We start from the raw sequence: 24,172 nt of genomic DNA, 5'->3' as shown, positions 1-24,172 counted from the left end.
ACACGATGGGTTCCCCGACAAGGAAGGCGCGCAAGCTGGGGGCGCGCGTTCTCGCCGCTGTCGCCGCGCTGCTCATCGCGGCCGTCGCCGGTGTCGCGCTCGCCTATCCCTCCATGGCCGCGACGACGTGCCCGGGCTGTTACGGCCTGACCGAGGTGGAGGAGGGCATCTACACGGAGCCCGATCTTGAGGACGCCGAGCGGGCCCGGGTGAAGCAGGTGGCCGAGCAGGCACGCCGGCGGGTCAGCGCCTTCTACGGCGCTCCGGTCAGCGCCCCCGACCTGCTCGTCTGCCTGACGGAAGACTGCTATGCGCGCATCGGCGGGGGCAAGGAGCGCGGGGTGGCGGTGCTCAACCGGTCGGTGATGCTCTCGCCCCGCGGGGTGAACGCGGTGATCGCCTCCCACGAGATGGCCCACGTCGAGTTGCACGCCCGGCTCTCCTCCGGAGCCGACATGCCGCAGTGGTTCGACGAGGGCTTGGCCGTGGTGGTCTCCGGCGACGCCCGCTACCTGGTCCCCGCGTCCGCCGGGGACCGCTGCCTGGTCGAGCCCACCGGCGCTCTGCCTGTCACGCTGGAGGAGTGGCTGGCCGCCGCGAGCCGCGACGCCGGCACGTACGCGAAGTCCGCCTGCCAGGTGAGCCGCTGGTTGCGCGACCACGGCGGCCGGGCCGCGTTAGCGACCCTGATCGAGCGTCTCAACGCCGGTGAGCCGTTCCCTGGCTAGCGTGGCCGGGCATGTGCTCCTGCAGGTGGGGGCAGGGGTAACGGTGCTGCACAAGTGGAGCACGTTCCTAACCGGTCGGACACGGATTGCCGCGAGAAGCACCGTCAGGGCACGAGAGGAGATTAAATGGTTTCCAGGTAGGAAATACCGAGTGCTGGAGGTGACGTCCATGAAGCAGGCCACGGCGACGATCGTCAAGCCGCTGCCCGACCATCTGTTCAGGGTGCACGGTGAGAGCGCCGAGATGCGATGGGAAGCCATGTCCGGGGTGGGCTACCACACCCCCAACGACCGGTTCTTCGTGCGCAACCACACCTCCACACCGCTCATCGACGCGACGACCTGGCGCCTGCGCGTCCATGGCGCGGGGGTTCGATGTCCGCGCGAGTTCGGCTACGACGAGCTGCGGGGCATGCGGTCGCGGACGTTCGACGTGGCGATCGAGTGCGCGGGCAACGGCCGGCGGTTCTACGGCACGCAGCAGCACGACGCCGCTCCCGGCACCCAGTGGGGGCTGGGCGCGATCGGGGTCGCGCGCTGGCGGGGCGTGCTGCTGAAAGACCTGCTCAAGGAGGTGGGCGTGCGTCCCGGGGCGGTGGACGTGCTGCCCACCGGCCTCGACGCCCCCTTCGAGCGCTACGGGCACGTGCGCCGCCCGCTGCCGATCGACAAAGCCATGGACGACGTCCTCGTCGCCTACGAGATGAACGGCGTGCCGCTGCCCGCCGACCATGGATTCCCGGCGCGGCTGGTGGTGCCGGGATGGGTGGGCGTGGCGTCCATCAAGTGGCTCGGCGATATAGAGGTTTCGACGAGCGAGCTTCAGACGCCATGGAACACGGTCTTCTATGCCGATGTAACGACAAATCCGGTCAAGAGCGCTTTCGAGCTCGCCTGGAATGCCCGCCTGCCCGTCGGCGGGCCGCACATCCTGCACGGACGGTCATGGTCGGGGCGAGGCCGGATCGTCCGGGTGGAGGTCAGCTTCGACGGCGGAGCGAGCTGGCGCGAGGCCCAGCACCACGGCCGGCACCTGGTCAGCACCTGGCTGCCGTGGCACATCGCGTGGACTCCCCGGCGCACGGGAGCTCACGTGCTCATGGCGCGCGCGACCGACGCGAGCGGCGCCACCCAGCCCTTCGTCACGCCCCACCATCCTTTCGGATATCACTTCGACGCCGTCGTCCGCCATCCCCTTGACGTGGTCACCGGATAGAGGTACTGGATTAATTAACTGCGCCGAATCGCCCCTGAAAGGGCAGGCATGCCCGATATTTATTATTACTGGCCGATCACGCGATCGCGTGGATTTTCGTCCTTCCCCAGAAATCGGGAAACAGCCGCAAGCCATGCCTCCGGCTGGTCTATATGTGCCATATGGCCAGCCTCGTCCAGGACAATCGCATCCGTGCACGGCGTAAGTGCCACCAAAGAGGCGGGAAAGGTCATGTCATATCGTCCATGCAACAAGAACAGCGGGATTCCGGAAAGACGCTCGACCGCGTCAGGATGACGAGCGGAAGGACGGCGGCCCTCCCGCCAGGCCCGCAGATATGTGGCGGTGAACATCACCCGCTCCAGCCGCCTGCGATAGCCGGGTAACGACTGCTCCCGCCAGACGTTGAGCGGCGCGTTCCGGAACGCCTCAGCCCTGACAAGCTCCACGCCGTCCAGGGCCGGATCATCCCAAAGGGAGGGATGGGCAGCGGCGCGGCGCTCATATTCCTCCCATCCGTCGAAGGCGCCGGCGGGCACGGGCAGGACACTGCTTGAGGCGACAATCAGACGCCGGACCAGATGCGGCGCCTGAATGGCCAGGCGCTGGGCGATGAGGCCGCCGTACGAGAAACCGAGCACGTCCACAGCCGGCGATCCGATCAGCTCGATGAGATCGGCCACCATCGCATCAGGGGTGAGCGGCTCAGCGGCAGGAGAGCGACCGCATCCACGGAGGTCGGGAAAGAGCAGGCGCCGATCACCCGCCAGCTCGCGCAGCGGCTCGACCAGGTAGCTGTGGTCCCAGTCAGGCCCGCCATGAACCACCAGGAGCGTGCGATCGGCAGGGCCGTCACACTCTCGAACATGGAGGCGCATACGGGCATGCTAGTCCCCGCCCGGGCAGCCGATCACCCGCGCTTCCCGCGGCCAGGCGATCCGCGGCCGCGACCTTGAACGGCGGCGCCTTCCCCATCCGGGACGAGCGGTCCGGTCAAGGAGGTTCGTCCACCGCTCGCAGGGCGACACGAGCGACCCGAATGAGGCGATGATGTATCGTATGAGACATGAGCGTCTCACACGAGAGTACTGCGCGATGGCGATGAGCCGGGCGCAGATCATGAGTGCGGCGATCCGGCACCTCAACGAGAACCCGCTCGCCTCCATGGCGCAGCTCGCCGAGGCGGCCGGGATCAGCAGGGCCACGCTGCACCGGCAGTTCAGCAGCCGGGAGGAGTTGATGCTCGCCCTCGGCCATCGCGCGCACGAGCAGTGGGAACAGGTGCAGGAGCGCAGCGGCCTGGTCGACGCGACCGCCTCCGGGGATCGCGAGGTGATCGGCAAGGCGCTCGACGCCATGCTGGGCGGGCTGATCGCGGTTGCCGACGCCTACGGGTTCGGCCTGACCGACTACGCCATGCTGGTCGATCCCGAGCTGAAGCGCCGCTCCGACGAGCTGGAGGAGCGCGAGATCGCCTTCTACGCCGCGGCGCAGCGTGCGGGGCTGCTCCGCGCCGACCTGCCCGCCCGATGGATCAGCAGCACGGTGTACGGCCTGCTCGTGGCCGTGCGCGAGAGCCTGCGCCGCGGCGACGTCGCACGCCGGGACGTGCCCCGGCTGCTGCTCACCACGTTCGAGGACGGCGCGGCCCGGCGGGAGGAGCCATGACGGCGACCGCGTCGCCGGTCTCCGCCACGAGGCGCCGGCTGGGCCTGGCCGTGCTCTCCGCCAGCGTGCTGCTCGTGGTCATGGACATGACCGTGCTCAACGTCGCGCTCCCGGCCATGTCCGCGGACCTGCGGCCGGGCTCGATCGACCTGCTGTGGATGGTGGACGCGTACGCGCTGGTGCTCTCGGGGCTGCTGGTCACGGTGAGCGCGCTCGGCGACCGGTGGGGGCGCAAGCGCATGTTGCTGGCCGGGTTCGCGGTGTTCGGGCTGGCCTCGCTGGCGGTGCTGGCCGCGGGCAGCCCGCTGCAGGTGATCGCCGTACGGGCGCTGCTCGGGGTGGGCGGGGCGATGATCATGCCGTCGACGCTGTCGATGATCCGCAGCATGTTCACCGACCCCGCGGAGCGCGCCAGGGCGCTCGGCGTCTGGGCGGCGATGGCCGCGGTCGGGGCGGCGCTGGGGCCGATCCTGGCCGGGTTGTTGCTGGAGCACTTCAGCTGGCATTCGGCGTTCCTGGTGAACGTGCCCGTCATGGCGGTCGCGATCGCGGCCGGGCTGTTCCTGCTGCCGGAGTCCAGGAACCCGGCGCCCGGCCGGTGGGACGCGCTCGCCACGGTCCTGTCGATGGCGGGCATGGTGGCGCTGGTGTTCGCCGTGAAGGACTTCGGCAAGTACGGCCTGGGCTCCCCCGCCGCCCTGGCGGCGACCGCGGTGGCGGCGGTGACGCTGGGCTGGTTCGTGGCACGGTGCCTGCGCAGGCCGGATCCGCTGCTGGAGATCAGGTTGTTCCGCAGCGGCCCGTTCTCGGCCGGAGTGGTGACGGCGCTGACCACGTCGATCGCGATGGCGGCGGTGTTGCTGCTGCTGGCGCAGTGGATGCAGCTCGTCCAGGGCTATTCCCCGCTGGAGACGGGCGTGCGCCTGCTGCCCGCCGCGCTGGCCGCGATCGTCGCCTCGCCGCTGGCTCCCCGGGTGGCGGCCCTGGTCGGCGCGCGGGCGGTGCTGGCGGGCGGGCTGGGCCTCACCGGGCTGGGTTTCCTGCTGCTGTTCGCCGCCCCCGGGCCGCTGACCTACTGGCCGATCGCGGGCGCCCTGGTGCTCATCGGCGTCGGCAACGGCGCCCTCGCGACCGCGTCCTCGGTCATCATGTCGGGCACGCCGGCGGCCAAGGCGGGCAGCGCGGCGGCCATCGAGGAGACCAGTTACGAGGTCGGCGGGGCGCTCGGCGTGGCCGTCCTGGGCAGCGTCGCGGCCGCGGCCTACCGGAGCGGGCTGGCGTACGAGGGCCCCGGCGGGGAGGGCGTACGCGAGTCGCTGGGTGCGGCGCTCGCCGTGGCCCGGAGCCTCGGGGCGGAGGGCGGGCCCCTGGCGGAGCAGGCGCGGGCGGCGTTCACCGAGTCGCTCGTGCCGGCCGGCGGGGCGGGAGCGGTTCTGCTGCTGGCCGGCACGGTCGCGGTGTGGCTGCTCACGCCGGGCCGCCGTCGCCCTGTGGGCTCCTCCGCCGCGCACGATCTCGCGCCGCGCGCGGAAGAGGGGAGGCGCGGCAGCACGCCGAGCGGGTGATGTCACATCGGCGGCGCCTCGTTCCTTCTTATGGGGTGAGAAGGAAGGGGAAAGTGGTGACGAAGAAGATCGTGGTGGTCGGCGGCGGGCTGGCCGGCCTGGTGGCGGCCATCGTCTGCGCGGAGGCGGGTGCGGAGGTGACGCTGCACGAGGCGCACCAGCGGCTCGGCGGGCGGGGGCGGGCGACCGGCGGGCCCTATCTGGCGCATGAGGGTCCTCATGTCTTCTACGCCGACGGCCCGCACTGGACGTGGTTGCGGGAGCGGGGCCTGGTCGGGGCGCTGGGCCGGCCGGCGGTGCGTGATGCCAGGTTGGGGTTCGTACGCGACGGCCGGCTGCGGTCGCTGCCGCCGGCCGGGTTCCTCCGGATGCTGGCGACGGGCCCCCGCACGGCGCCGGTGGACGTGGACTTCCACACGTGGGCCTCCGCCCGGTACGGCGAGGACACGGCCAGGGCTGCCGCCAACGCGATCGGCGTGGTGACGTACGACGCCGACACGGGACGTCTGTCGGCCGCGTTCGTGTGGGAGCTGCTGCGCCGGGTGTTCGCCTTCCGCGTACCGACGGTCCGCTGGGTGGTCGGCGGCTGGCAGTCGGTGATGGACCGGCTCGCCGCCCGCGCCCGCGACCTCGGCGTACACGTCGAGCTCGGCTCCCGCGTGCACGACCTACCGGGGGAGCCCACCATCGTGGCGACGGAACTGTCCTCGGCCCGGAAACTGCTCGGCGACGACGGCCTGCACTGGCGGAGCGGCAACGTCGTGCTGCTCGACCTCGCCGTACGCTCGGCGCGCGGCGATCGCTTCATCTGCTTCGACCTCGACGGCGGCGGCTTCCACGAGAGCTATTCCATGCAAGATCCCACCGCCGCTCCCGGAGGGGAGACCCTGTTCCAGATCGACATGCCGGTCCGGCACGAGGAGACCAGGGCCGAGGCTGCCCGGCGGGTGCGGGCGCTGGCCGACCTGGCGGTGCCCGGCTGGCGCGAGCGCGTCACCTGGCAGCGCTCCGGGACGGCCAGGCACCGTACCGGAGCACTCGACCTGCCCGGTCAGACCTGGCGCGACCGTCCGGCGATCGACCGGGGCCACGGCGTGTTCCTGGCGGGCGACATGGTGGCCGCGCCCGGCATGCGCGGCGAGATCTCCATCAACAGCGCGATCATGGCCGCCGAGGGCGCCCTGCGCGCGCTGCGCGTCTCCGGCCACGCCGCCCGATGACCCGCGACCCTTTCCCCGCCCACCGCGACCTGCTGTTCAGCCTCGCCGACGACATCCCGGGCAGCGCCGGGGACGCCGTGCAGGAGACGTGGCCGCGCCGGCCCTGATCAACTGCCGGGCAGGCCGGGCGGCCATCACCCCGCCGGCCCCGGACAGCCGGCCGGGGCCGGCGGGGTGGGGGTCAGGGGCGGCGCGGCTCCGGGCCGGCTACCTGGTCGGCCACCTCGCCGATGCGCGCCAGGCGGACCAGGGCGGGACGGGAGAGCACCTCCCCGATGTCGTGCAGCGCGATGATCAGCTCCTCGACCCCGTCCAGGGGCGTGTTCCGCTCCCTGTTCAGCAGGATGCCGCGGTATTCCTCGGGAGAGACCGCCCCACCCGGCAGCTCGATCCGGTCGCCGTCGGCGCGGAACAGCGCCGGGACGGAAGTGTCGAGAGCCAGCGCGAGGGCGGTCAGCTCGGCGGCCGTGAACGCCCGCTGCCCGCGCTCGGCCTGGTGGACGGCCTGCCGGCTCCACGGCCTGTCCAGGTAGCGGCCCAGCGCCTCACCCAGCTCGGTCAGCGACATCCGCCGCTCTGCCCGCAGGTGTGCGATCTGCAACCCGATGGCCTCCTCGACGCGCATCCCATCCCCCACTCCTGTCATCGTGCACAATGACGCCGAAAGCTGTTTATTGACGCGGACGCCGCTCACCGCATAATGTCAACGTACAGTTTCCCCCGTCATCACCACGAATGACGCGACTGAGTGAGCTGAGGGGTTCCAGATGCGAGAGATCGAGTTAGAGGTCTTCGGGCCGACCGGCGACTGCGCCGCCGTCAAGGTCGTCGGAGAGATCGACGTCTTCACCGCGCCACGGCTGCGCGAGCAGGTGCTCGACCTCGTGGCCAAGGGGGTCGTCCACCTCGTGGTCGATCTGGGCGGCGTGGAGTTCCTCGACTCGACCGGCCTGGGGGTGCTCGTGGGCGCGCTCAAGCGGCTGCGCTCCCACGAGGGGTCACTCGCCCTCGTGATGGGCACTGACCGGATCGTCCGCATCTTCACGATCACCGGCCTCACCGCCGTGTTCCCGATCCACGACACCGTCCTTGACGCGATCGCGGCCGACGCCCACTGGATGCGCGCGGTGGAGCGCGGGGGCGAGAACGTCGAGGAGTGGTGCCGCCGGCACGGCCTGGCCTGAACACGGGCGCCGCCGTACGCCAGACGAGCGGCGGGCAGCGGGGCGCCCGGCGGGCGCGTGAGACGCGAAGCGTCCAGGCGGCGGGCGCGTGCGCCGTGGGCCGGCCAGGCGGCGGGCGGGCGAGGAGCGGGCGGTCCGGAGCGGATCGTGTTGCGGGGTCAGGGGCGGGAGGCCTCGTCGAGGAGGGCCAGCTCGCCGGCGCTGAGCGTGAGCGACGCGGCCTCCATCAGCGTCTCCAGTTGCCCGACGTCGCGCGCGCTCGCGATCGTCGCCGTGATCGTCGGCTGGGCGGCGACCCAGGCCAGGGCCACCGTGGCCGGCGCGACGTCCCGGTCGGCCGCCACCTTGCCCAGCGCCTCCAGCGTCCTCGGCCCGTGTGCCGTCGCCAGGTACGCGGAGGCCTTCCCCGCCCTGGGGCTGTCGACCTGGACCCCGGACGCGTACTTGCCGGTCAGGAAGCCGCGCGCCAGCCCGGAGTACGGTGTGGTGGCCAGGCCTTCCCTGGTCACCACGTCCCTCAGCTCGCCCTCGTAGGCGCGCTCGACCAGGTTGTACTGCTGTTGGAGGGCCGCGTACCTGGCCAGACCTTCGGCGTCGGAGATCGCGAGCGCCTCGGCGAGCCGGGCCGCCCCGTAGTTGGACGCCCCGACGTGGCGCACCTTGCCCTCCCGGACCAGGGCGTCGAACGCCGCCAGCGACTCCGCCAGCGGCGTGTCCTGGTCGTCCACGTGCGCCCAGTAGAGGTCGATGTAGTCGGTACGGAGCCGCCGCAGCGAGCCCTCGACCGCCGTGCGGATGGTGGCGGGGGCGAGCCCGCGCAGGCCTTCCAGCATGCCGACCTTGGTGGCGAGCACGATGGACTCGCGGTTGCCGCGGGCGGCCAGCCACTCACCGATGATCGTTTCCGAGGTGGACTCGCCAGTCTCCCAGGACGGGTAGACGTCGGCGGTGTCGATGAAGTTCCCGCCGCCCGCGACGTAGGCGTCCAGGATCGCGAACGAGGTCTCCTTGTCGGCCGTCCAGCCGAACACGTTGGCGCCGAGCGACAGCGGGAAAACGGACAGTCCGGTAGTGCCGAGCGATCTCATCCCGTCATTATCCGCACTCGCCCGAGACGGCTCGCCGCGACCCCTGGTCCTGGCCGTTCAGTGGACACGGTTGACCAGGGAGTCGCACACCGCGCGCAGTTCCTCGGCGTCCGGCAGGTGCCGGTCGACCACCTCCAGCGCGGACGACATGTAGCGGTCCGCCAGGGAGCGGGCGGCGTCGCGGCCGCCCGCCTCCTCCACGAGGTCGGCGGCGTGCCGCAGGGAGTCTTCGTCCATGCCTCCCGCCGACAGGAGCGCGGACAACTCGCGGGCGGCCGGGACGTCGGCGGCCAGGGCGGCAAGCACCGGAAACGTTTTCTTCGCACGCCGCAGGTCGCTGTGCACGGGTTTGCCCGTCACGTCAGGGTCACCCCAGATGCCGAGCATGTCGTCCACGATCTGGAACGCCACCCCGAGGTCGCGCCCCATGTCCCACAGGCGGTCCGCGAGCTCGGGCGCGCCACCCAGCGCCACGCCCGTGGCCGCGGCGGCGCCCAGCAGGCCGCCGGTCTTGCCCGCGGCCATGTCGGCGTACTCGGCGACCGTGACCTCGTCCGACCCTCGCCACGGACGGTCCTCGAAGGCCATGTCGGCCGTCTGCCCCTGGACGAGCTCGACCAGCGCCTTCGACAGGTAGGGGATCGCCTCGGACTGCGCGGCGAGCTGGCCGACGGCCAGCGCCAGGAGCGCGTCGCCGGCGAGCAGGGCGGGCCCCACGCCGTACGCCTTCCAGAGCGCCTCGCGGTGCCTGCGCCGCTCGTCGTGGTCGATGATGTCGTCGTGCACCAGCGAGAACGCGTGCACCAGCTCCACCGCCACGGCGCCCGGCAGCGCCGACTCCGCCGTGCCTCCTACGGCCTCGGCGCTGAGCATGGCGACGGCCGGCCGCACGGCCTTGCCACGCTCACCGTTGCCGGGCCTGCCGTCCGCGTCTGACCAGCCCAGAGCGAATCCGGCCATGCCGGCGCCCCACGGATGCAGCACCGAAACGGCCTCCCTGAGAGCCGGCTCGAGTAAGTCCCGGCAGCGGTCCATGGCGCCGCCGCCCAACGGATGGCTGAGATTCAACAGGTACTCCTACCCCGGTACGATCTTGAACCTACATGCATAAGCATGTGATACTCCACTCATCGGTTGACTTTTGTCAGGGAATGTCCATGCCATGAGATGGACACCGTAGGCGATGGAGGAATAACCCGTGGCGATCGACGCCGCCCCACCAGAACGCGTCCGTTCCTCCCACGCTCCTGGCTTCCTGGCTTCGTCCACACGGGCCGGGCAGACCGCCGGATCGCACCACGCGGCGCCGGACGGTCCGCGTGCCGCCACCGCGGGCACCCTTCGGCCCAGACCTCAGCCCGCAGCTCTCAACGCAGCGGGCGATCAACAGAGAACGGGGCGAGCCGTCCTCCTGCCGCGAAGTGACCCTCAAGCCCATGAGCGATAGCCGTCGCAAACGGACTTTCGTCCGAGAACAGCATAAGTCGCTAGATATCTTCACCTGACTCTACGTCCATCGCCATCCCGATCGGGGACCGCCACCATGCCACATGCCACTGGGACATCCGTGATCAGACCCCATGTCGTTCCCTTCTACCGGGCCATCCCCCGGCTAGTGAAAGACCCGATCACCGAGCTGGCCCGCATGGCCACCGACGCCGCCGGGCAGGTCGTCCGGCTCGACCTCGGCCCCTTCCGCCCCTACCTGATTTCGCATCCGGACCACGTCCAGCAAGTGCTCAAGACGGACTGGACCAACTTCGTGCGCGCGGGCATGTTCTGGCAGCCGCTGCAGCGTCTGATCGGTCAGAGCATCATGGGCGAGGGCGAGGCATGGGCATCCGCCCGGAAGATCCTCCAGCCGCTCTTCACCGCTCGCTACACGGCCGCACTCGCTGAGGACATGGCCGACATCATCGCCGAGCGCATCGTCGAGCTCGACGACTTCGCGCGGACGGGCCGCCCGATCGACGTCGAGCACCAGATGACCTCGATCGTCAACCAGGCCGTCATCCAACTGCTGTTCGGCGGCCGGATCACCCGTGACACCGCCGAACGGCTGGCGCCCGAGTTCGCCACGTGCGCCAGCTCGATCGGCTTCCGCATGCTCTTCCCCTCCGCGCCGTACTCGATCAGGGTCCCGGGCGACCGCGCCTTCCTGCGATCCACGAAGAAGATCCACGAGATCGTCGACCCCCTCATCGAGCGGGCGCGGCGCGAGAAAGCCGGGGGCAAGGACGTCGTCTCGGCGCTGCTCACGGCCAGGCTCGGGCAGGGGGGCGATGCCGACGTGCGGCAGATCCGCGACGACCTGGTGAACGTCTACGGCGCCGCTTCGGAGAACACGGCGATGTCGCTGATGTGGCTGTGGACCGTGCTACACGACCACCCGGAGGTGAACGCCCGGCTGCAGGAGGAGGTCGACCGTGTGGTGGGCGGGGGCCCGGTGCGGCCGTCGCACGTCGCCGAGATGCCGTATATCCGTATGGTCCTGCAGGAGGTCGTGCGGATCTATCCGAGCGCCTGGGTCGTCCCTCGCCAGACCGTGGCGGATACGGAGATCGGCGGCGTCCGGATCAAGGCCGGCTCGCAGGTGCTGATCAGCCCATACGCCACCCACCGGCTGGAGGAGTTCTGGCCCCGGCCGACGGAGTTCGATCCCGAGCGCTGGGCCAACGAGAAGACCGGAAGCCGGCACCGCTACTCGTTCATCCCCTTCGGCGCGGGCCCGCACGTCTGCCTCGGACAGCATCTGTTCTACATCGAGGCATCCCTGTTGATCGCCAACCTGTTCACCAGGTACCGGCCGGCGCTGCCCTACCCGCAGAAGCTGACGCCCGTGCTGGGGGCGGCCACCTTGCGGCCCAAGGAGAAGCTCTTCCTCCAGCTACACCCGATCGAACGGAATCTCGCGGCGTGAGCATCGGCGAAGCAGCGGACATCACCACGGAAGCGGGCGACCTCGTCTCGAGCCTCATGCTCAGGCCGTGGGGGCAGGTTTCCCCTTCGGTCTACGAGACCGGGCGGCTGGTCGCCCTCGCCCCCTGGCTGACCGGCCACCTGGAACGCATCGACTACCTGATCAGCACGCAGCGGCAGGACGGCGCCTGGGGCGCCCCCGACGGGTACGGCGTGGTGCCGACCCTGAGCGCCACCGAAGGGATCCTCTCCGCGCTGACGCGCGGGGACCGGCACACGGACCGCGAACGCCTCGCCGACGCGGCGGACCGCGGCCTGGGGGTGCTCGCCACCTGGCTGAGCAGCCCGCTCGAGCTCCCCGACATGCCGGCGATCGAGCACATCGTCCCCTCCCTCGTCGCCCGCATCAACCAGCACATCGAGGGCTTACCGGGCCGGGCGCCGATACCGTTGCCCGATGCCATGAGCTACGACACCCTCCACGCTGTCCGGTCGTGGGTCAGGTCCGGCGCGGAGGTGCCGGAGAAGCTGCTCCACGCCCTGGAGATCGCAGCCGAGGATGCCGCCGAAGCGCCCGGCATCCGGCCCACGCCCATCGGCGGCGTCGGCGCCTCACCCGCGGCGACCGCCGCCTGGTTGGGAGAGCACGGGGGACGCGACGCGCACGAGCCGACCCGCAGGCATCTGGAGGCGGTGGTCCGCTTGCACGGCGGGCCCGTACCCGTCGGATTCCCCATCACCGTGTTCGAACGAGGCTGGGTGCTGAGCTGGCTGCTCCGGGCGGGCGTGCCCGTCGACGTGCCGCCGGAGATGGTGACCGACATCAGGGCGGCCATAGGTCCTGCCGGCACGCCCGCGGGAGCCGGGCTGCCCGCCGACGCCGACACGACATCCGTGGCGCTGTACGCCCTGGCACTGCTCGGCGCGCCGCACGAACCGGACAGCCTGTGGGGGTTCCGCTCCGGCACCCACTTCTCCACCTGGCCCGGTGAGCAGGGCGTGTCGGTCAGCGTCAACGCGCACGTGCTGGACGCCTTCGGTGAGTACGTCCGCCGCCGGCCGGCCGCCACACCGCACTACGACGAGACCATCGCCGAACTCGCCGCCTGGATCCGCGATCGCCAGCAGCCGGACGGGAGCTGGACGGACCGGTGGCACGCGTCGCCGTACTATGCCACCGCAAGCTGCGCGCTGGCGCTCGATGACTTCGGCGGAGACGTCTCGCAGGAGGCGGTGCGCGCGGCGGCCGAGTGGACGCTGAGGACTCAGCGGCCGGACGGCTCCTGGGGCCGCTGGGAGGGCACAGCCGAGGAGACCGCGTACGCTGTGCAGATCCTGCTGCTACCCGGGGATCGTACGGATCCGCGGCGCATGCGTGCGGCGGATCGGGGTCACGAATACCTGGTTCGCTCGACCGGCGACGATCACCCTCCGCTCTGGCACGACAAGGACTTGTACGTTCCGCTCGCCGTGACCCGCGCTGCGATGATCGCCTCGTCGCACCTCATCCGGCAGGCCCGGTACAGCTCCTGATGAGCAGCGAGATCCCGGACGGTGTACGCGTGCGTGTCCCTGGCCGGCTACCGGCCGCCGCCGAAGGACACGCACCCGCGCTGCCGTCCACCACTGCACACGGTCGGCGGGCGGTGCCGCGATCGCGGTCGCGGAGCCGGCCCCTCCGGCCCCGCGACCGCTCGGGCTCAGACGGTCCAGAAATCACTGCCGTTGAAGTAGAAGCCCCAGGTGGCCATCATCTGGTGGCGAAGATCTCCGGCCACGCCGGGACAGGACTGCGCGAGCCGATCCAGCACCAGGTCACATGCCTTGCGCTCTTCGGTGGTCAGTTCCAGCAGAGCGTGCTCGTCGAGCCCCAGCATTCGTGCGTTCAGGTCCGTCCATTGGCGGTCGCGTTCGAAGGTGCGCAGGTCGTTGACCAGTCGCATGACCCGTTGCGTCGCATTGGCGGCGTCGATGATCGCCGGCAGGTGCTCGCGAGTGGCCTCCGGCTCGTCGGTGCTGATCAAACGGGCCACTCCGACACACGTGGAGCCGAAGTTCGCCGCATTACCCAGGTACTCCCCCAGGGTGGGCACGGCGGCGGTCTGCCGGGCCGCGGTCTTCCACTCCCACTCCCGCGCCATCGCATCGAGCATCGCGGCCAACTCGGTGCGCCATGCCGGTCCCAGACGACCGAACGCGGGCGCGTGAGCCAGGTCGTCGCGGATGTGAGCGAGTAGCCGGGCCAGGGGAGTATGCGGGTCGTCGCCGGCGATGACGTCCTTGCACTCCTCGACGATGGCGCGTACCTGGGATCGCTGGGTCGCATCACGGTCGACGGCAGCGTCGAGCGGGAAGATCCACAACGCCAGCCGGGAGGGGCTCCGCAACACGTCCGCACCATGGCGCGGGGTGCCATAGACCATCATGTTCGCTACGTGACCAGGGGTTTCGGCGAACTCACCGGTGTCGAAGAGCTCGGGGTAGCTCGCGGCGGTGTGGCGGAGGTCACGGGCACATCCCGCTGCGCGGGCGGACATCTCACCGGACGAAAGCTCGCCAGGGAGGGACGGCGAGGGGCTCATGACGGCTCCTAACAGGTACTCCCGGCCACAGGGGATACCGGGGGTTCAGCGCTGCGCGTTGTTCGGAATCAGCTCATGATCACACCGCGACCGAGATGACACAACGTGGGCGGCGCCCACGGTACACGCCGGTCCGGCGAGCGGCGGGCCGGGCCCGATCTCCATGGCCATCGTCTGGGGCGTCGATGAACTGGCGAACACGCCTGGTGTCCATGGCGTGCCCCCGCGCCGCCACGGCAGAGGCTGGCGTCGGTGGCGGGAAAGAGGGTTTCTCCGCCCCGCGCCCGGCGACCCGTGAAGGTCAGGCGACGGCTGAGCACTAAATATCTGGAGAGAGGATGGGCCGGTTGTGAAGGATTCCGATTTCTGACCTCTTTTGTTACAACCTTGACTATACATGGAGAAGTTCGGACATATGTGATTAATGTTGCTTGAGAGGTACTTTGCCAGTGCGCTAGAGTTACGCGACCGACACTGCATGCAACCTGCCGCACGCAAGGTGACCGACACAGAGATATGACATTCACAGGGTGGTTACGATAATGCGTTTCCGCAAGACGGGGCTGCGGACCAAGATCACGGCTCTGCTGCTCTCCTTGACGGCCCTGTGGGTCTTCGCTGCATGGGTCACCCTCCGTGAGGGAGTAAACCTCCTGTGGACCTCCCAACTCGACTCCGCGATAGCAGCCCCCAGCGATCCGGTGCTCTTCGGCCTGCAAAAAGAGCGTCGGCTTTCGGCCGTGCGGCTGGGCGAGAAGACCGCCCGGTCCCGCAAAGAGCTCGAAACACAGCGTAAGCAGAACGACCACATCATCGCCGCTTTCCGGGAGTCGGCCAGCGCCGGGCTGGTCAGCTGGGCACTGGACGATGAGGGCGAGAAGCGGCTCGCCCACCTGCTCGGGCAGCTCGACTCGGTCAAGAAGATACGCGAGGCCATCGACGCGGGCAATCTCGGCCGCGTGCAGGCGACGAACGCGTACAACGACGTCATCGACCCCGTCTACGACCTCTACGGCTCGATAGGGACGCTCGACGACAAGGAGATCGCCAAAGACGTCCGCACCCTCGTCGCTCTGAGCCGCGCCGGAGAGCTCCTCACCCGGGAGGACGCACTCCTTGCCGGCGCGCTCGCCGAGAGGCGGCTGACTACCGCCGACCAGGCGCAGTTCGGCCAAGCCGTGGGCGCCTGGCGCACCATCGCCGAACAGGCCGCGACCGACCTGCCCGACTCCGAAAGGGAGGCCTACGACAACCTGATCAAGGGCCGGTCGTTCGTCCAGCTCCAGAGCATGGAAGCACAGGTCATGGAGCATGACCCGACGGCTCTGGACGTACCGTTCACCGATGACCAGTGGAAGTCCGCAACCGAACGCTTCCTGGCCGACTTCAACACCATGGTGCTCAGCGCGGGCGACCGCGTGGTGGACAGGACCGTGCCCGTCGCCGTCAACGTGATCGTCCGCCTGGTCCTCGCCGGCGGTCTCGGACTCATCGCCGTCATCGCCTCGATCGTCCTGTCCATCACCACGGCACGTGACCTGCTTGCACAACTGCAGAAGCTGCGCGACGCCGCTCACGAGCTGTCGGACGACCGGCTGCCCGGCGTCGTCGAGCGCATCGGCCGCGGCGAGGAGGTCGACCTCGCCAAGGAGGTCCCGGCGCTCGACTTCGGTGACGACGAGATCGGCCAGGTGGGCCAGGCGTTCAACACCGTCCAGCGCACCGCGGTCAGCGTCGCCGCCGAGCAGGCGGAGCTGCGCCGCAGCATCCGTGACATCCTGCTCAGCCTGGCCCGCAGGACCCAGGGCCTGGTGCACCGGCAGCTCACCGTGCTCGACGTGATGGAGCGGCGCGAGACCGACCCCGAGGAGCTGAAGGAGCTCTTCCGGCTCGACCACCTCGCCATCCGCATGCGGCGCAACGCGGAAAACCTGATCGTGCTCTCCGGCTCGTCCCCCGCCCGAACGTGGCGGCGCTCCGTCCCGATGGTCGACGTGGTCCGCGGCGCGCTGGCGGAGGTCGAGGACTACACCCGCGTCACGCTCATGCCGATGGGCGACGTCGTGCTCATCGGCCGCGCCGTCGGTGACGTCATCCACCTGCTGGCCGAGGTGATCGAGAACGCCGTGTCGTTCTCGCCCCCCTACACCAGCGTGCAGGTCAGCGGCCAGCTCGTGGCCAACGGCTACGTGATCGAGATCGAGGACCGCGGGCTCGGCATGAAGCCGGAGGACCTGGAGTCCGCCAACGAGCGCATCGCCGACCCGCCCGAGTTCCGCATCACCGGCACCGCCCGGCTGGGCCTCTACGTGGTCAGCCAGCTCGCCAAGCGGCACGACATCCAGGTGGTGCTCAAGGCGTCACCGTACGGCGGGACGACGGTCGTGGTGCTGCTGCCGCAGGAGCTCGTGCAGCTCGACCCCACGCCCGAGCCCCAGCAGAACGGCGGCCGCGAGCGGCTGCCGCGCAGGGCGAGCGCCGTGGCCACCGCGACCAAGCCCGCCGTCGGCGAGAACGTACGCACGCTCAAGTCGGCGCGGCGTTCCTCCGACCAGGGGCCTCCCCTCGCCCCGACGCCGATCCCGACCAGGTCCCCCAACCCGGCTCCGGCCCCCACGCCCGTCCCGACCCCGGTCCCCGAACCGGCGAAGGAAGCGGAGCCACGATCCGAAGAAAAGCCAGCCGAACCGGAGCAGCAATCTGTGGCCGAGTTCACGCCGTCAGGGCTGCCGTTGCGCGTGCCACAGGCCAACCTGGCGCCAGCGCTGCGGGACGACACGCCCACGCAGCCCGACATCGAGGAGGACGATGACGAGCGCTCTCCGGAGGAGATCCGCGCGATGATGGGATCCTTCCAGTCCGGCACCCGTCTCGGCCGCACCGAAGCGGCCAAGATGATGGACGAACAGTCGGGAGGTGAGTCATGACCCCCACTTCGGGCACCGACCTCAACTGGTTGCTCGACGACCTCGTCGGCCGCATCCCTGAGGCCGAGCACGCGATCGTCCTGTCCTCCGACGGCCTGCTGATGGCGTCTTCCGCCGAGTTGCAACGGACCGACGGGGAGCACCTGTCCGCCGTCGCCTCCGGGCTGCAGAGCCTGGCCAAGGGCGTCTCCGACCACATTTCCGGTGGGGCGGTCCGGCAGACGGTCGTGGAGTGGAAGTCCCAGTTCCTCATCGTGACCACAGCCGGGGAGCGCGCCTGCCTGGCCGTGCTGTGCGCGCAGAACGCCGACATCGGTCTCATCGCGTACGAGATGGCGATGCTGGTGGCCCGGGTGGGCCAGTACCTCACCTCCGGCGCCCGCAATGCGGAGGCCATCGCCAGGAGTGACCGGTGAGTGGCCCCATGGGTGGGCCCAGCGCTGACGGGCCCACGGACGAGCACTGGGTGGATCCTGAGATCATCCGCCCGTACGTCGTGACCCGCGGCCGTACGCAGCCGGCGCACGGGAGGTTCGACCTGATCTCCATGGCGCTGGCCGTGGGGCCGACGCCGGGTCCCGACGCCGGGCTCGATCCAGAGCATCTGCGCATCCTGCAGCTCTGCCGTGAGCCCAAGTCCGTCGCCGAGATCGCCGCTTACCTCGATCTGCCGGCCGGCACGATCCGGGTGCTGCTCGGCGACCTGTTCGACCGCGAACTCGTCTCTGCCCAGGAACCACAATCCGAGGTGGACATGCACGACATAAAGATGTACAGGGCGGTGCTCGATGGCCTTCGATCGCTCTGAGCGTCCGCGCCTGCCGACGGCGATCAAGATCCTGGTCGCCGGCGGCTTCGGCGCGGGCAAGACGACGATGGTCGGCGCGGTCTCCGAGACCCGGCCGCTCCGCACCGAGGAGGTGCTGACAGACCGCGGGATCGGCGTCGACGACCTCACCTCCGTCGAGGCCAAACGCACCACCACCGTGGCCATGGACTTCGGCCGGATCACCCTCGGCAACGACTATGTCCTCTACCTGTTCGGGACGCCCGGGCAGGAACGCTTCTGGTTCGTGTGGGACGAACTGGCGGAGGGCTCGCTGGGCGCCGTCATCCTGGCGGACACCCGGCGGCTGGCCGACTGCTTCCCCTCGATCGACTATTTCGAGCGGCGCGGCACGCCCTTCGTGGTGGCGGTCAACTGCTTCGAGGGAGCGCAGAAGTTCGACCTGGACGAGGTGCGGCTGGCCCTCCAGCTCAACCCGTCGGTCCCCATCATCATGTGCGACGCCAGGAAGCGCGAGTCCAGCCGCGAGGTGCTCATCGCCCTGGTCAAGCACTCGGCCCGGCTCCGCGCGGAACCGGTCGGCAGCTAGGAAACCGCGGGCGGCGTCCGGCCGCCCGCGGCGCAGGACGGCTCAGCCGGGCCGGGACATCGTGGCCTTGAGTTCGGCGAGGCGGCCCTGCTCGTCGAAGGCGACCGTCGCCTCGAATCCCGGTCCGGTCAGCCGCGCCTGGCCGCCGGACCAGTCGACGCCCAGCCCTCGCCGCACCGCGTAGCCGTGCAGGGCGCGTCGGCGGTCGGTCAGGGGCAGGCCGGTGATCCCCTCCTGGAGGACCCGCATGACCCGGGCCGGCTCGGGCGGCGGGAGCCGGAACTCCGGGTGCTCGATGAGGAACGCCGCCCGGGTGCCGCCGCCGGCGTCGCCGTTGTAGGAGGTCCAGTGGCCGCTCACGGCCTTGGCGGCCTCCGTGAGGAGCGCTGCGGCGAAGGCCGGATCCTCCGCCGGACCCGGCAGCGCGTCGAACGGCACCTCCGCGGAGGCAAGCTCCGGGATGCCGTGCCGCCGGCCGAAGTCGCGCAGCGCCGCCGAGGACGCCGTCACCTCAGTCGGGTAACCCGACGGGTTGGCCCAGGCCCACAACCACGAGCGCGGGCCGGGGGCGGCGCTGCCGAGCAGGTGGAAGCGGGTGCAGGTGAGGGCGCGGGCACCGGTGAACCCGAAACGCGGCTGCTGCAGGTCGACGTTCCAGCTGTGCTCACCGAGGACTTCCTCCAGATGCAGCTGGTGTTCGAACGAGAACAGCGCGGCGTCGTCGAGGAGATTCGTGAAGGTAGGCGATTCAGACACGACGGGCACCCTAAGGTCTCCGCCGATCGGCGTCGAACCGGGCGGGTCCCCCCAGCCGGACGAACTCGTCGAAGACGTTCTCCCTGTCGGCCTGCGGAATGCCGGTTCCGTCGTCGGCGACCGTCAGTTCGACGGCGTCGCCGTCCCGCCGGATCGCCACCCGTACCGCGTGGCGGGCATGGCGTCGCGCGTTGTCGAGCACGTTGGCCACGTTGACATCGCAACGGGAGGCCCAGACCGTCACCTCGCCGTCGGACCGGAGGTCGATGTCGACGGTGCCGGGCCGCCAGGAGGGAGATCGGTCTGGCGTGGACGAGCTCGGTCTCCCGATCCCGGAGCTCCAGCCGAGGAGCACGACCGGCGACCCCCGCCGGCGTCGGCACGACCACCGTGCGCAAGGTCCTCTGACGTCACGGGCCCCGCTCGTCCCCGGTCCAGTCCGTGTTGAAGCCGGCAAGGTGGGGGTGGTACATCTCGTCGCCAGCGTGCTGGGTGAACTCGACCTTCACCCACAGCGCGTCCAGGTCGAACATCTCGGCGCACGCGTCGATCAGCGACTGCGCCAGCCGGGCACGGGTCTCCACCGGCCGGCCGCCGCGGATGTCGCACATGATGAGGGCCGAGGGCGTGGGCGGCGCGCTCTCGTGGCAGCGCCACACGCCGCCCTCCCCGACGTCGTGCACGGACACGGTCAGCAGGTCCTTGCCGACCTGCATGATCTCGCCGTAGATCTCGCCGAAGCGCTGCGCGAGCCGCTGCTTGGCCGCCGGCGAGGCGGTCAGGGGCAGGTCGATCTGGATGGATGGCATCGGGGTCTCCCTTCACCGGCGTCGCCGCCGCGATGAATCTGTCGGAGGTTCACCGTGGCGCAGCCGCTTCCAGCGCCCGCGCCGCGCAGAACAGAAGGTGCTCGTTCCCCGCGGCGGCGACGAGCTGCACGCCGACCGGGAGCCCGTCGCACCGGCCCGCCGGAATGCTGATCGCCGGTACGCCGGGCATGTTCCACGGGCTGGTGAGCGAGAGCAGCGCCGAGCGCACCTCGAGATCGACGCGGCCGACGCGCACGCTGCGATCGCCGAGAGGAGCGGCCACGATCGGAACCGTCGGAAGAGCGAGCACGTCATAGGTGCGCAGCAGCTCCGCCACGATCGCGCCCAGCTCCTCGCGCGCTCGGCCGGCCGCCTGGTAGCTCGCTTCCGAGACGTTGCCTCCCTTCTCGAGCCGCGCGAGGACCTCGGGATCGATCAGCTCCCGGTCCCGTTCCAGGTGGTGCTGATGCACCTCGTACGCCTCCCTGCCCTGGAGGGTCGAGAACACCTCGAAGAGCGTCTGGTCGCGGTCCCATCCCGGGAATCCGTGGACCGGGCCGGGCGCGAAGCCGGCCCGGATCACAAGATCGCGCGCCAGCTCTTCGACCCGCGGGTCGCACGTCGCGATGTCGCCGGCGCGGATCCAGCCGACCGTGACCGGCCGCGAGTCGCCGGGAAGAGGGGCCATGGGCCGGTCGGTGAGAGCCTGGTAGCCGAGCAGGGCGCCTTCGACGGAGCCGGTGAACAGGCCGACATGATCGAGCGTGGGCGCCAGGTCGTACACCCCCGCGCTGGAGATGGCGTCGTACGCCGGTTTGAACCCGACGATCCCGCACAGGGCGGCCGGCACCCGGACCGAGCCGGCGGTGTCGGTGCCCAGCGACAGGGGGACCATTCCGGCGGCCACCGCCACCGCGCTGCCCCCGCTGCTGCCGCCCGAGATCCGGCCGGGATCGTGCGGGTTCCGCGAGGGCCCGTGCAGCGAGCGGTCACCGGTCGCGCCGTAGGCGAACTCGTGCAGGGTGGTCTTGCCGACGATGACCGCGCCGCGGTCACGGAGCCGGGTGACGACGTCGGCGTCGCGTTCGGCGACGGATCCGAAGGAGGTCGCGGACCCGCAGGTGGTGAGGGTGCCGGCGATGTCGATGAGGTCCTTGACGGCGACGGGGATGCCGTGGAGCGGGCCGCGGTCGAGGCCCGCGGCCAGTTCCTCGTCCGCTCGTCGCGCCGCCTCGTACGCCCCGGTCTCGTCCACGAGGGTGAACGCGTTGAGGCTCGCGTTGTGGTCGTGGATGCCGCGCAGCGCGTTCTCGGCCAGGTGGACGGCTGTGATCTCCCCGCGGCGCAGGGCCAGGCCGAGATCGGTGATCGTGGATGTGGGTCCGGCGGTGTGAGTCATGAGGCGATTCCCGGTATGAAGTGGAGTAGGGGCACGAGCAGTGCGGTGCAGATGCTCATCGAGGCCACGTTCCCGACGAACGGATGGAAGCCCACCGGCAGGCGGCGCGAGATGGCGGCCGCGAGAGGAGGGCCGGCGAGCGCTCCGGCGAGCGCCCCCGCGATGACGGACTGGGGAGTGCCGCCGAAGGTCAGCACGACGGCCGGCGCGACCGACACCACGGGGACGAAGGTCGGGTAGAAACCCAGTTCCCGCCACTGACGCCGCCAGATCAGCACGCCGGCGAGCGCCGTGACGACCTGGCTGGCGAGCACGGCCAGGAACAGGCCGCTCCCGTGGACGAGGGCAGACGGGCTGACCACGTAGGCGATGACCGCGCCGCCGATCATCGCCGCGCTCGCCCATTCGTTGCCGAAGAACTGCGCCTCGCTGAAGTCGGCCAGCGCGCGGCGGAGCACCCACGCGGGGGACGTCACGGTCGTGCCGGTCCCGGCGGGCGGTGCGCTCGGGTGAGCGGCCCGCCAGGCGCCGGGCTCCGGCATCCAGGGCAGACGCCCGCAGATCAGGAAGGCCGCCGCGGCCCCGACCCACATTCCCGTCGTGGCGCCGACGACGGGCGGGAGATTCATGGGTGTGCAGACGAAGTCGATCGCGAGGATCGACCCGGGGGGTGTCAGCAGAGCTCCCGAGATGGCGGCCGTGAGCCAGACCCGGGGTGCGGGCCCGTACAGGACGACCATGGCGGGTGTTGTGGAGACGAGCGTCACGAAGAGGGGTTGCCACAGTCCGGGCTCCAGCGTCCATCCCCAGGCGAGGACGCCGAGGACCAGGCTGGCGAGCGCGCTGCTCACCACCGACGGCCAGATCCCGCTGCCACAGGCCTGGACGAAGCCGGCCCAGCGTCGCGAGCTCTTCTGTGCCACATGAGCGAGCAGACCGCCCAGGAGCAGGCCGGCACTGGCGGAGGCCGCCGCGTAGAACTGCGGCTCGCTCATGGAGGCGATCAGCCAGGAGGCCAGGCCGCGTGCGTCGGTGTAGTCGCCGTACCAGACCTCCCCTGGGGCCTTTCCTGGGGCGAGGCCGGTGCTCGCGGCGACCGTCAGTGCCACGAACGCCACGGCGGCGGCGCAGCCGGCCGCCGTGGCGAAACGCGTGGCCGTGCGCGTCGCGGGAACGCTCCCGCTGTCGTGGGGGGTGGCCATGACGTCACCGGGGCAGCGGAGCGCCGCCACGATAGCCGAGCATCTGGTCGTACAGGTCGGTGCGCCGATCGCGGTGCAGGTCGTTGAGCTGGTTCCAGATCGGGGCGGTCCGCGCCGCGGTGAGATCGACGTCGGCGTAGACGATGGTGTCCTCGTCCGGGCCGGCGATGCGGTCGATGGGCCAGCCGTTCGTGCCCGCGATGAGGGAGTTGCCCATGAATCCGGCTCCGCGCTCCTGGCCGGTCCGGTCGGCGGTCGCGATGAAGACGTTGTTCGCGTGCGCCGCCGTCATCGTCAGGTAGGCGGCCATGCAGACGCCGCTCTCGTCGTACAGCGGCGGCGGGGTCCAGACCCAGCCGGTGGGGACGCAGATGATGTCCGCTCCCATCTGCGACACGATGCGGGCCGTCTCGGGGAACCAGATGTCCCAGCACACCAGCAGCCCGATCCGGCCGATGCGGGTGTCGAACACCGAATATCCTTCGTCGCCGGGCGTGAACCACAACTTCTCGGTGTTCCACAGGTGCGTCTTGCGGTAGCGGCCGATGTACCCTTCGGGGCCGACGAGGACCGCGGTGTCGAACAGCCTGTCGCCGTCCTGCTCGGCGACGCAGGCCACGACGTACACCTCGCGCTCGGCCGCGAACCGGGCGAGCCCCTGCACGGTGGGACCGTCCGGGACCGCCTCGGCGTGCGCGAACGCCTCCTCGCGGGTCTCGAAGACGTAGCCCGTCGTGGCCAGCTCGGGCAGGACGATGAGGCCGGCGCCGGCCTCCGCCGCCGCCGTCAGCCGCTGCTCGACCGCCAATGCGTTGGCCTTCAGGTTCTGGACGCCCACGCGGGGCTCGAACTGCACCACCGCCACCCGGACCGGGCTGACCCTGGTGTCCTTACCGGCGTCCTGCTGTGCCGTCATGACCTCTCCTCGAACGGTGCTTCCAAAGCAGTTTCATTTTGAAACCACTCGTGGCGACCCTAAGGGAGAAAGGTTTAAACTTGCAACCACTTGGGTGAGCATTTTCGGACAGCCGACGGACAGAGGGACGATGCGAGGACGGGGTGTGAGTCATGAGCACGCGGAGTGTCCTGTCGCCAGAACGGTGGACGTGATCGGGGACCGATGGTCGCTGCTCATCATCCGGGACGCCTTCGACGGGATCCGCCGGTTCAGCGAGCTGCAGCGGAACCTGGGGCTGGCCAAGAACATCCTGGCCTCGCGCCTCCGCGAGCTCGTGGCCCAGGACATCTTGACGATGGTCCCGGCGACCGACGGGTCCGCCTACCAGGAATACGCGCTCACCGCGAAGGGCCGCGAGCTGTTCGCCGTCATCGTGGCCCTCAGAAAGTGGGGAGAGACGCACCTTTTCGAGGGGGATGAGCCCCGCTCGGCGCTGCTCGACGTCAAGAACGAGCTGCCCGTCCAGCTCCACGTCACCAACGCCATGGGCAGGCCCATCAGTCCTGACGACGCGTTCGTGCGCAAGGTGTCCTGAACGTCCCGGCCTCGACGAGCTCCGGCCGGTCGCGGGTCCG

Annotated in this window: 23 protein-coding genes and 1 pseudogene; 13 read left to right on the top strand and 11 right to left on the bottom strand. The window is 70.4% G+C overall.

Features of this window, described 5'->3' with window-relative positions; all coding sequences use genetic code 11:
- Positions 1-5: 5 nt before the first annotated feature.
- Together ACTWPV_RS09525 and ACTWPV_RS09520 are read left to right on the top strand one after the other, a co-directional pair.
- Positions 6-728 (top strand): hypothetical protein, encoded by a 723-nt coding sequence (locus ACTWPV_RS09525; RefSeq protein WP_443151422.1) that lies wholly within the window; start codon positions 6-8, stop codon positions 726-728.
- A gap of 169 nt (positions 729-897) precedes the next feature.
- On the top strand, positions 898-1,944 hold the full coding sequence (locus ACTWPV_RS09520) for a sulfite oxidase (protein ID WP_443151421.1): 1,047 nt from the start codon (positions 898-900) through the stop codon (positions 1,942-1,944).
- Positions 1,945-2,009: 65 nt separating this feature from the next.
- Here the strand turns inward: ACTWPV_RS09520 and ACTWPV_RS09515 are convergent, their stop codons facing one another.
- Entirely contained in the window at positions 2,010-2,822 is an 813-nt protein-coding gene (locus ACTWPV_RS09515; RefSeq protein ID WP_443151420.1) for an alpha/beta fold hydrolase, read from the bottom strand.
- A 181-nt stretch (positions 2,823-3,003) separates the two neighbouring features.
- On the opposite strand from ACTWPV_RS09515, the gene ACTWPV_RS09510 reads away from it, so the two are divergent.
- The 3 genes from ACTWPV_RS09510 to ACTWPV_RS09500 are packed head-to-tail and all read left to right on the top strand — an operon-like array spanning position 3,004 to position 6,397.
- Complete coding sequence (locus ACTWPV_RS09510; protein WP_443151419.1) at positions 3,004-3,612, top strand: TetR/AcrR family transcriptional regulator; 609 nt, start codon at positions 3,004-3,006, stop codon at positions 3,610-3,612.
- Positions 3,609-5,177, top strand: coding sequence for an MFS transporter (locus ACTWPV_RS09505; protein ID WP_443151418.1), 1,569 nt, complete (start codon positions 3,609-3,611; stop codon positions 5,175-5,177). Before ACTWPV_RS09510 ends, ACTWPV_RS09505 begins: the two co-directional genes overlap by 4 nt.
- 56 nt (positions 5,178-5,233) lie before the next feature.
- Positions 5,234-6,397 carry an FAD-dependent oxidoreductase gene (locus tag ACTWPV_RS09500; RefSeq protein ID WP_443151417.1) on the top strand — a complete coding sequence of 388 codons (1,164 nt, stop codon included), beginning with the start codon at positions 5,234-5,236 and terminating at the stop codon, positions 6,395-6,397.
- A gap of 181 nt (positions 6,398-6,578) precedes the next feature.
- On the opposite strand, the gene ACTWPV_RS09495 is transcribed toward ACTWPV_RS09500, so the two are convergent.
- Complete coding sequence (locus ACTWPV_RS09495) at positions 6,579-7,022, bottom strand: helix-turn-helix domain-containing protein (protein ID WP_347644068.1); 444 nt, start codon at positions 7,020-7,022, stop codon at positions 6,579-6,581.
- A gap of 142 nt (positions 7,023-7,164) precedes the next feature.
- Between ACTWPV_RS09495 and ACTWPV_RS09490 the strand changes: the two are divergent.
- Positions 7,165-7,497: pseudogene (locus ACTWPV_RS09490) on the top strand (STAS domain-containing protein); the annotation flags it as partial.
- 242 nt (positions 7,498-7,739) lie between these two features.
- On the opposite strand, the gene ACTWPV_RS09485 reads toward ACTWPV_RS09490, so the two are convergent.
- Both ACTWPV_RS09485 and ACTWPV_RS09480 read right to left on the bottom strand, forming a co-directional pair.
- Positions 7,740-8,669: an aldo/keto reductase gene (locus tag ACTWPV_RS09485; protein WP_443151416.1), complete on the bottom strand. Its 930-nt coding sequence runs from the start codon at positions 8,667-8,669 to the stop codon at positions 7,740-7,742.
- Between the two features lie 57 nt (positions 8,670-8,726).
- Complete coding sequence (locus ACTWPV_RS09480; RefSeq protein WP_443151415.1) at positions 8,727-9,653, bottom strand: polyprenyl synthetase family protein; 927 nt, start codon at positions 9,651-9,653, stop codon at positions 8,727-8,729.
- A 583-nt stretch (positions 9,654-10,236) separates the two neighbouring features.
- Here ACTWPV_RS09480 and ACTWPV_RS09475 point away from each other — a divergent pair.
- Together ACTWPV_RS09475 and ACTWPV_RS09470 are read left to right on the top strand one after the other, a co-directional pair.
- The gene (locus ACTWPV_RS09475) at positions 10,237-11,589 is read left to right on the top strand and encodes a cytochrome P450 (protein ID WP_443151414.1); all 1,353 of its coding nucleotides are present in this window, start codon (positions 10,237-10,239) and stop codon (positions 11,587-11,589) included.
- Positions 11,586-13,121 carry a prenyltransferase/squalene oxidase repeat-containing protein gene (locus ACTWPV_RS09470; RefSeq protein WP_443151413.1) on the top strand — a complete coding sequence of 512 codons (1,536 nt, stop codon included), beginning with the start codon at positions 11,586-11,588 and terminating at the stop codon, positions 13,119-13,121. Before ACTWPV_RS09475 ends, ACTWPV_RS09470 begins: the two co-directional genes overlap by 4 nt.
- Positions 13,122-13,288: 167 nt before the next feature.
- Here the strand turns inward: ACTWPV_RS09470 and ACTWPV_RS09465 are convergent, their stop codons facing one another.
- On the bottom strand, positions 13,289-14,170 hold the full coding sequence (locus ACTWPV_RS09465) for a terpene synthase family protein (protein WP_443151412.1): 882 nt from the start codon (positions 14,168-14,170) through the stop codon (positions 13,289-13,291).
- A gap of 542 nt (positions 14,171-14,712) precedes the next feature.
- On the opposite strand from ACTWPV_RS09465, the gene ACTWPV_RS09460 reads away from it, so the two are divergent.
- From ACTWPV_RS09460 to ACTWPV_RS09445, 4 genes are read left to right on the top strand one after another with little or no spacing between them, the layout of a single operon-like run.
- The gene (locus ACTWPV_RS09460) at positions 14,713-17,097 is read left to right on the top strand and encodes a sensor histidine kinase (RefSeq protein ID WP_443151411.1); all 2,385 of its coding nucleotides are present in this window, start codon (positions 14,713-14,715) and stop codon (positions 17,095-17,097) included.
- Positions 17,094-17,513, top strand: a complete 420-nt coding sequence (locus ACTWPV_RS09455) for a roadblock/LC7 domain-containing protein (RefSeq protein WP_347644075.1) — start codon at positions 17,094-17,096, stop codon at positions 17,511-17,513. Before ACTWPV_RS09460 ends, ACTWPV_RS09455 begins: the two co-directional genes overlap by 4 nt.
- Positions 17,510-17,905, top strand: coding sequence for a DUF742 domain-containing protein (locus ACTWPV_RS09450; RefSeq protein ID WP_347644076.1), 396 nt, complete (start codon positions 17,510-17,512; stop codon positions 17,903-17,905). The genes ACTWPV_RS09455 and ACTWPV_RS09450 overlap by 4 nt, the downstream gene beginning before the upstream one ends.
- Positions 17,886-18,473 (top strand): GTP-binding protein, encoded by a 588-nt coding sequence (locus ACTWPV_RS09445; protein ID WP_347644077.1) that lies wholly within the window; start codon positions 17,886-17,888, stop codon positions 18,471-18,473. Before ACTWPV_RS09450 ends, ACTWPV_RS09445 begins: the two co-directional genes overlap by 20 nt.
- A gap of 42 nt (positions 18,474-18,515) precedes the next feature.
- Here ACTWPV_RS09445 and ACTWPV_RS09440 read toward each other — a convergent pair whose 3' ends face one another.
- The 6 genes from ACTWPV_RS09440 to ACTWPV_RS09415 form a co-directional block, all read right to left on the bottom strand.
- A complete protein-coding gene (locus ACTWPV_RS09440; protein WP_443151410.1) occupies positions 18,516-19,229 on the bottom strand; it encodes a DUF6882 domain-containing protein in 714 nt (237 codons plus the stop codon).
- 10 nt (positions 19,230-19,239) lie between these two features.
- The gene (locus tag ACTWPV_RS09435; RefSeq protein ID WP_443151409.1) at positions 19,240-19,440 is read right to left on the bottom strand and encodes an ATP-binding protein; all 201 of its coding nucleotides are present in this window, start codon (positions 19,438-19,440) and stop codon (positions 19,240-19,242) included.
- A 199-nt stretch (positions 19,441-19,639) separates the two neighbouring features.
- A complete protein-coding gene (locus ACTWPV_RS09430) occupies positions 19,640-20,038 on the bottom strand; it encodes a tautomerase family protein (protein WP_347644080.1) in 399 nt (132 codons plus the stop codon).
- 49 nt (positions 20,039-20,087) lie between these two features.
- Positions 20,088-21,437, bottom strand: a complete 1,350-nt coding sequence (locus ACTWPV_RS09425; protein WP_443151408.1) for an amidase — start codon at positions 21,435-21,437, stop codon at positions 20,088-20,090.
- Positions 21,434-22,639, bottom strand: coding sequence for a hypothetical protein (locus tag ACTWPV_RS09420; protein WP_443151407.1), 1,206 nt, complete (start codon positions 22,637-22,639; stop codon positions 21,434-21,436). Before ACTWPV_RS09420 ends, ACTWPV_RS09425 begins: the two co-directional genes overlap by 4 nt.
- 4 nt (positions 22,640-22,643) lie before the next feature.
- Positions 22,644-23,555 carry a nitrilase family protein gene (locus tag ACTWPV_RS09415; RefSeq protein WP_443151406.1) on the bottom strand — a complete coding sequence of 304 codons (912 nt, stop codon included), beginning with the start codon at positions 23,553-23,555 and terminating at the stop codon, positions 22,644-22,646.
- A 190-nt stretch (positions 23,556-23,745) separates the two neighbouring features.
- Between ACTWPV_RS09415 and ACTWPV_RS09410 the strand changes: the two genes are divergently transcribed.
- The gene (locus tag ACTWPV_RS09410) at positions 23,746-24,132 is read left to right on the top strand and encodes a winged helix-turn-helix transcriptional regulator (protein ID WP_443151405.1); all 387 of its coding nucleotides are present in this window, start codon (positions 23,746-23,748) and stop codon (positions 24,130-24,132) included.
- The last annotated feature ends 40 nt before the right edge of the window (positions 24,133-24,172 follow it).

Source organism: Nonomuraea sp. KM88 (assembly GCF_052245635.1).
GTDB lineage: Bacteria > Actinomycetota > Actinomycetes > Streptosporangiales > Streptosporangiaceae > Nonomuraea.
The sequence above is the reverse complement of the archived record's forward strand: the minus strand, read 5'-3'. Positions and strand labels throughout refer to the sequence as shown.

What these genes read in the sequence shown, in the direction of transcription:
- ACTWPV_RS09525 (WP_443151422.1), top strand. Translation starts at nt 6, where the DNA reads ATGGGTTCCCCGACAAGGAAGGCGCGCAAGCTGGGGGCGCGCGTTCTC.
- ACTWPV_RS09520 (WP_443151421.1), top strand. Translation starts at nt 898, where the DNA reads ATGAAGCAGGCCACGGCGACGATCGTCAAGCCGCTGCCCGACCATCTG.
- ACTWPV_RS09515 (WP_443151420.1), bottom strand. Translation starts at nt 2,822, where the DNA reads ATGCGCCTCCATGTTCGAGAGTGTGACGGCCCTGCCGATCGCACGCTC.
- ACTWPV_RS09510 (WP_443151419.1), top strand. Translation starts at nt 3,004, where the DNA reads ATGAGACATGAGCGTCTCACACGAGAGTACTGCGCGATGGCGATGAGC.
- ACTWPV_RS09505 (WP_443151418.1), top strand. Translation starts at nt 3,609, where the DNA reads ATGACGGCGACCGCGTCGCCGGTCTCCGCCACGAGGCGCCGGCTGGGC.
- ACTWPV_RS09495 (WP_347644068.1), bottom strand. Translation starts at nt 7,022, where the DNA reads ATGCGCGTCGAGGAGGCCATCGGGTTGCAGATCGCACACCTGCGGGCA.
- ACTWPV_RS09485 (WP_443151416.1), bottom strand. Translation starts at nt 8,669, where the DNA reads ATGAGATCGCTCGGCACTACCGGACTGTCCGTTTTCCCGCTGTCGCTC.
- ACTWPV_RS09465 (WP_443151412.1), bottom strand. Translation starts at nt 14,170, where the DNA reads ATGAGCCCCTCGCCGTCCCTCCCTGGCGAGCTTTCGTCCGGTGAGATG.
- ACTWPV_RS09460 (WP_443151411.1), top strand. Translation starts at nt 14,713, where the DNA reads ATGCGTTTCCGCAAGACGGGGCTGCGGACCAAGATCACGGCTCTGCTG.
- ACTWPV_RS09455 (WP_347644075.1), top strand. Translation starts at nt 17,094, where the DNA reads ATGACCCCCACTTCGGGCACCGACCTCAACTGGTTGCTCGACGACCTC.
- ACTWPV_RS09445 (WP_347644077.1), top strand. Translation starts at nt 17,886, where the DNA reads ATGGCCTTCGATCGCTCTGAGCGTCCGCGCCTGCCGACGGCGATCAAG.
- ACTWPV_RS09430 (WP_347644080.1), bottom strand. Translation starts at nt 20,038, where the DNA reads ATGCCATCCATCCAGATCGACCTGCCCCTGACCGCCTCGCCGGCGGCC.
- ACTWPV_RS09425 (WP_443151408.1), bottom strand. Translation starts at nt 21,437, where the DNA reads ATGACTCACACCGCCGGACCCACATCCACGATCACCGATCTCGGCCTG.
- ACTWPV_RS09420 (WP_443151407.1), bottom strand. Translation starts at nt 22,639, where the DNA reads ATGGCCACCCCCCACGACAGCGGGAGCGTTCCCGCGACGCGCACGGCC.
- ACTWPV_RS09415 (WP_443151406.1), bottom strand. Translation starts at nt 23,555, where the DNA reads ATGACGGCACAGCAGGACGCCGGTAAGGACACCAGGGTCAGCCCGGTC.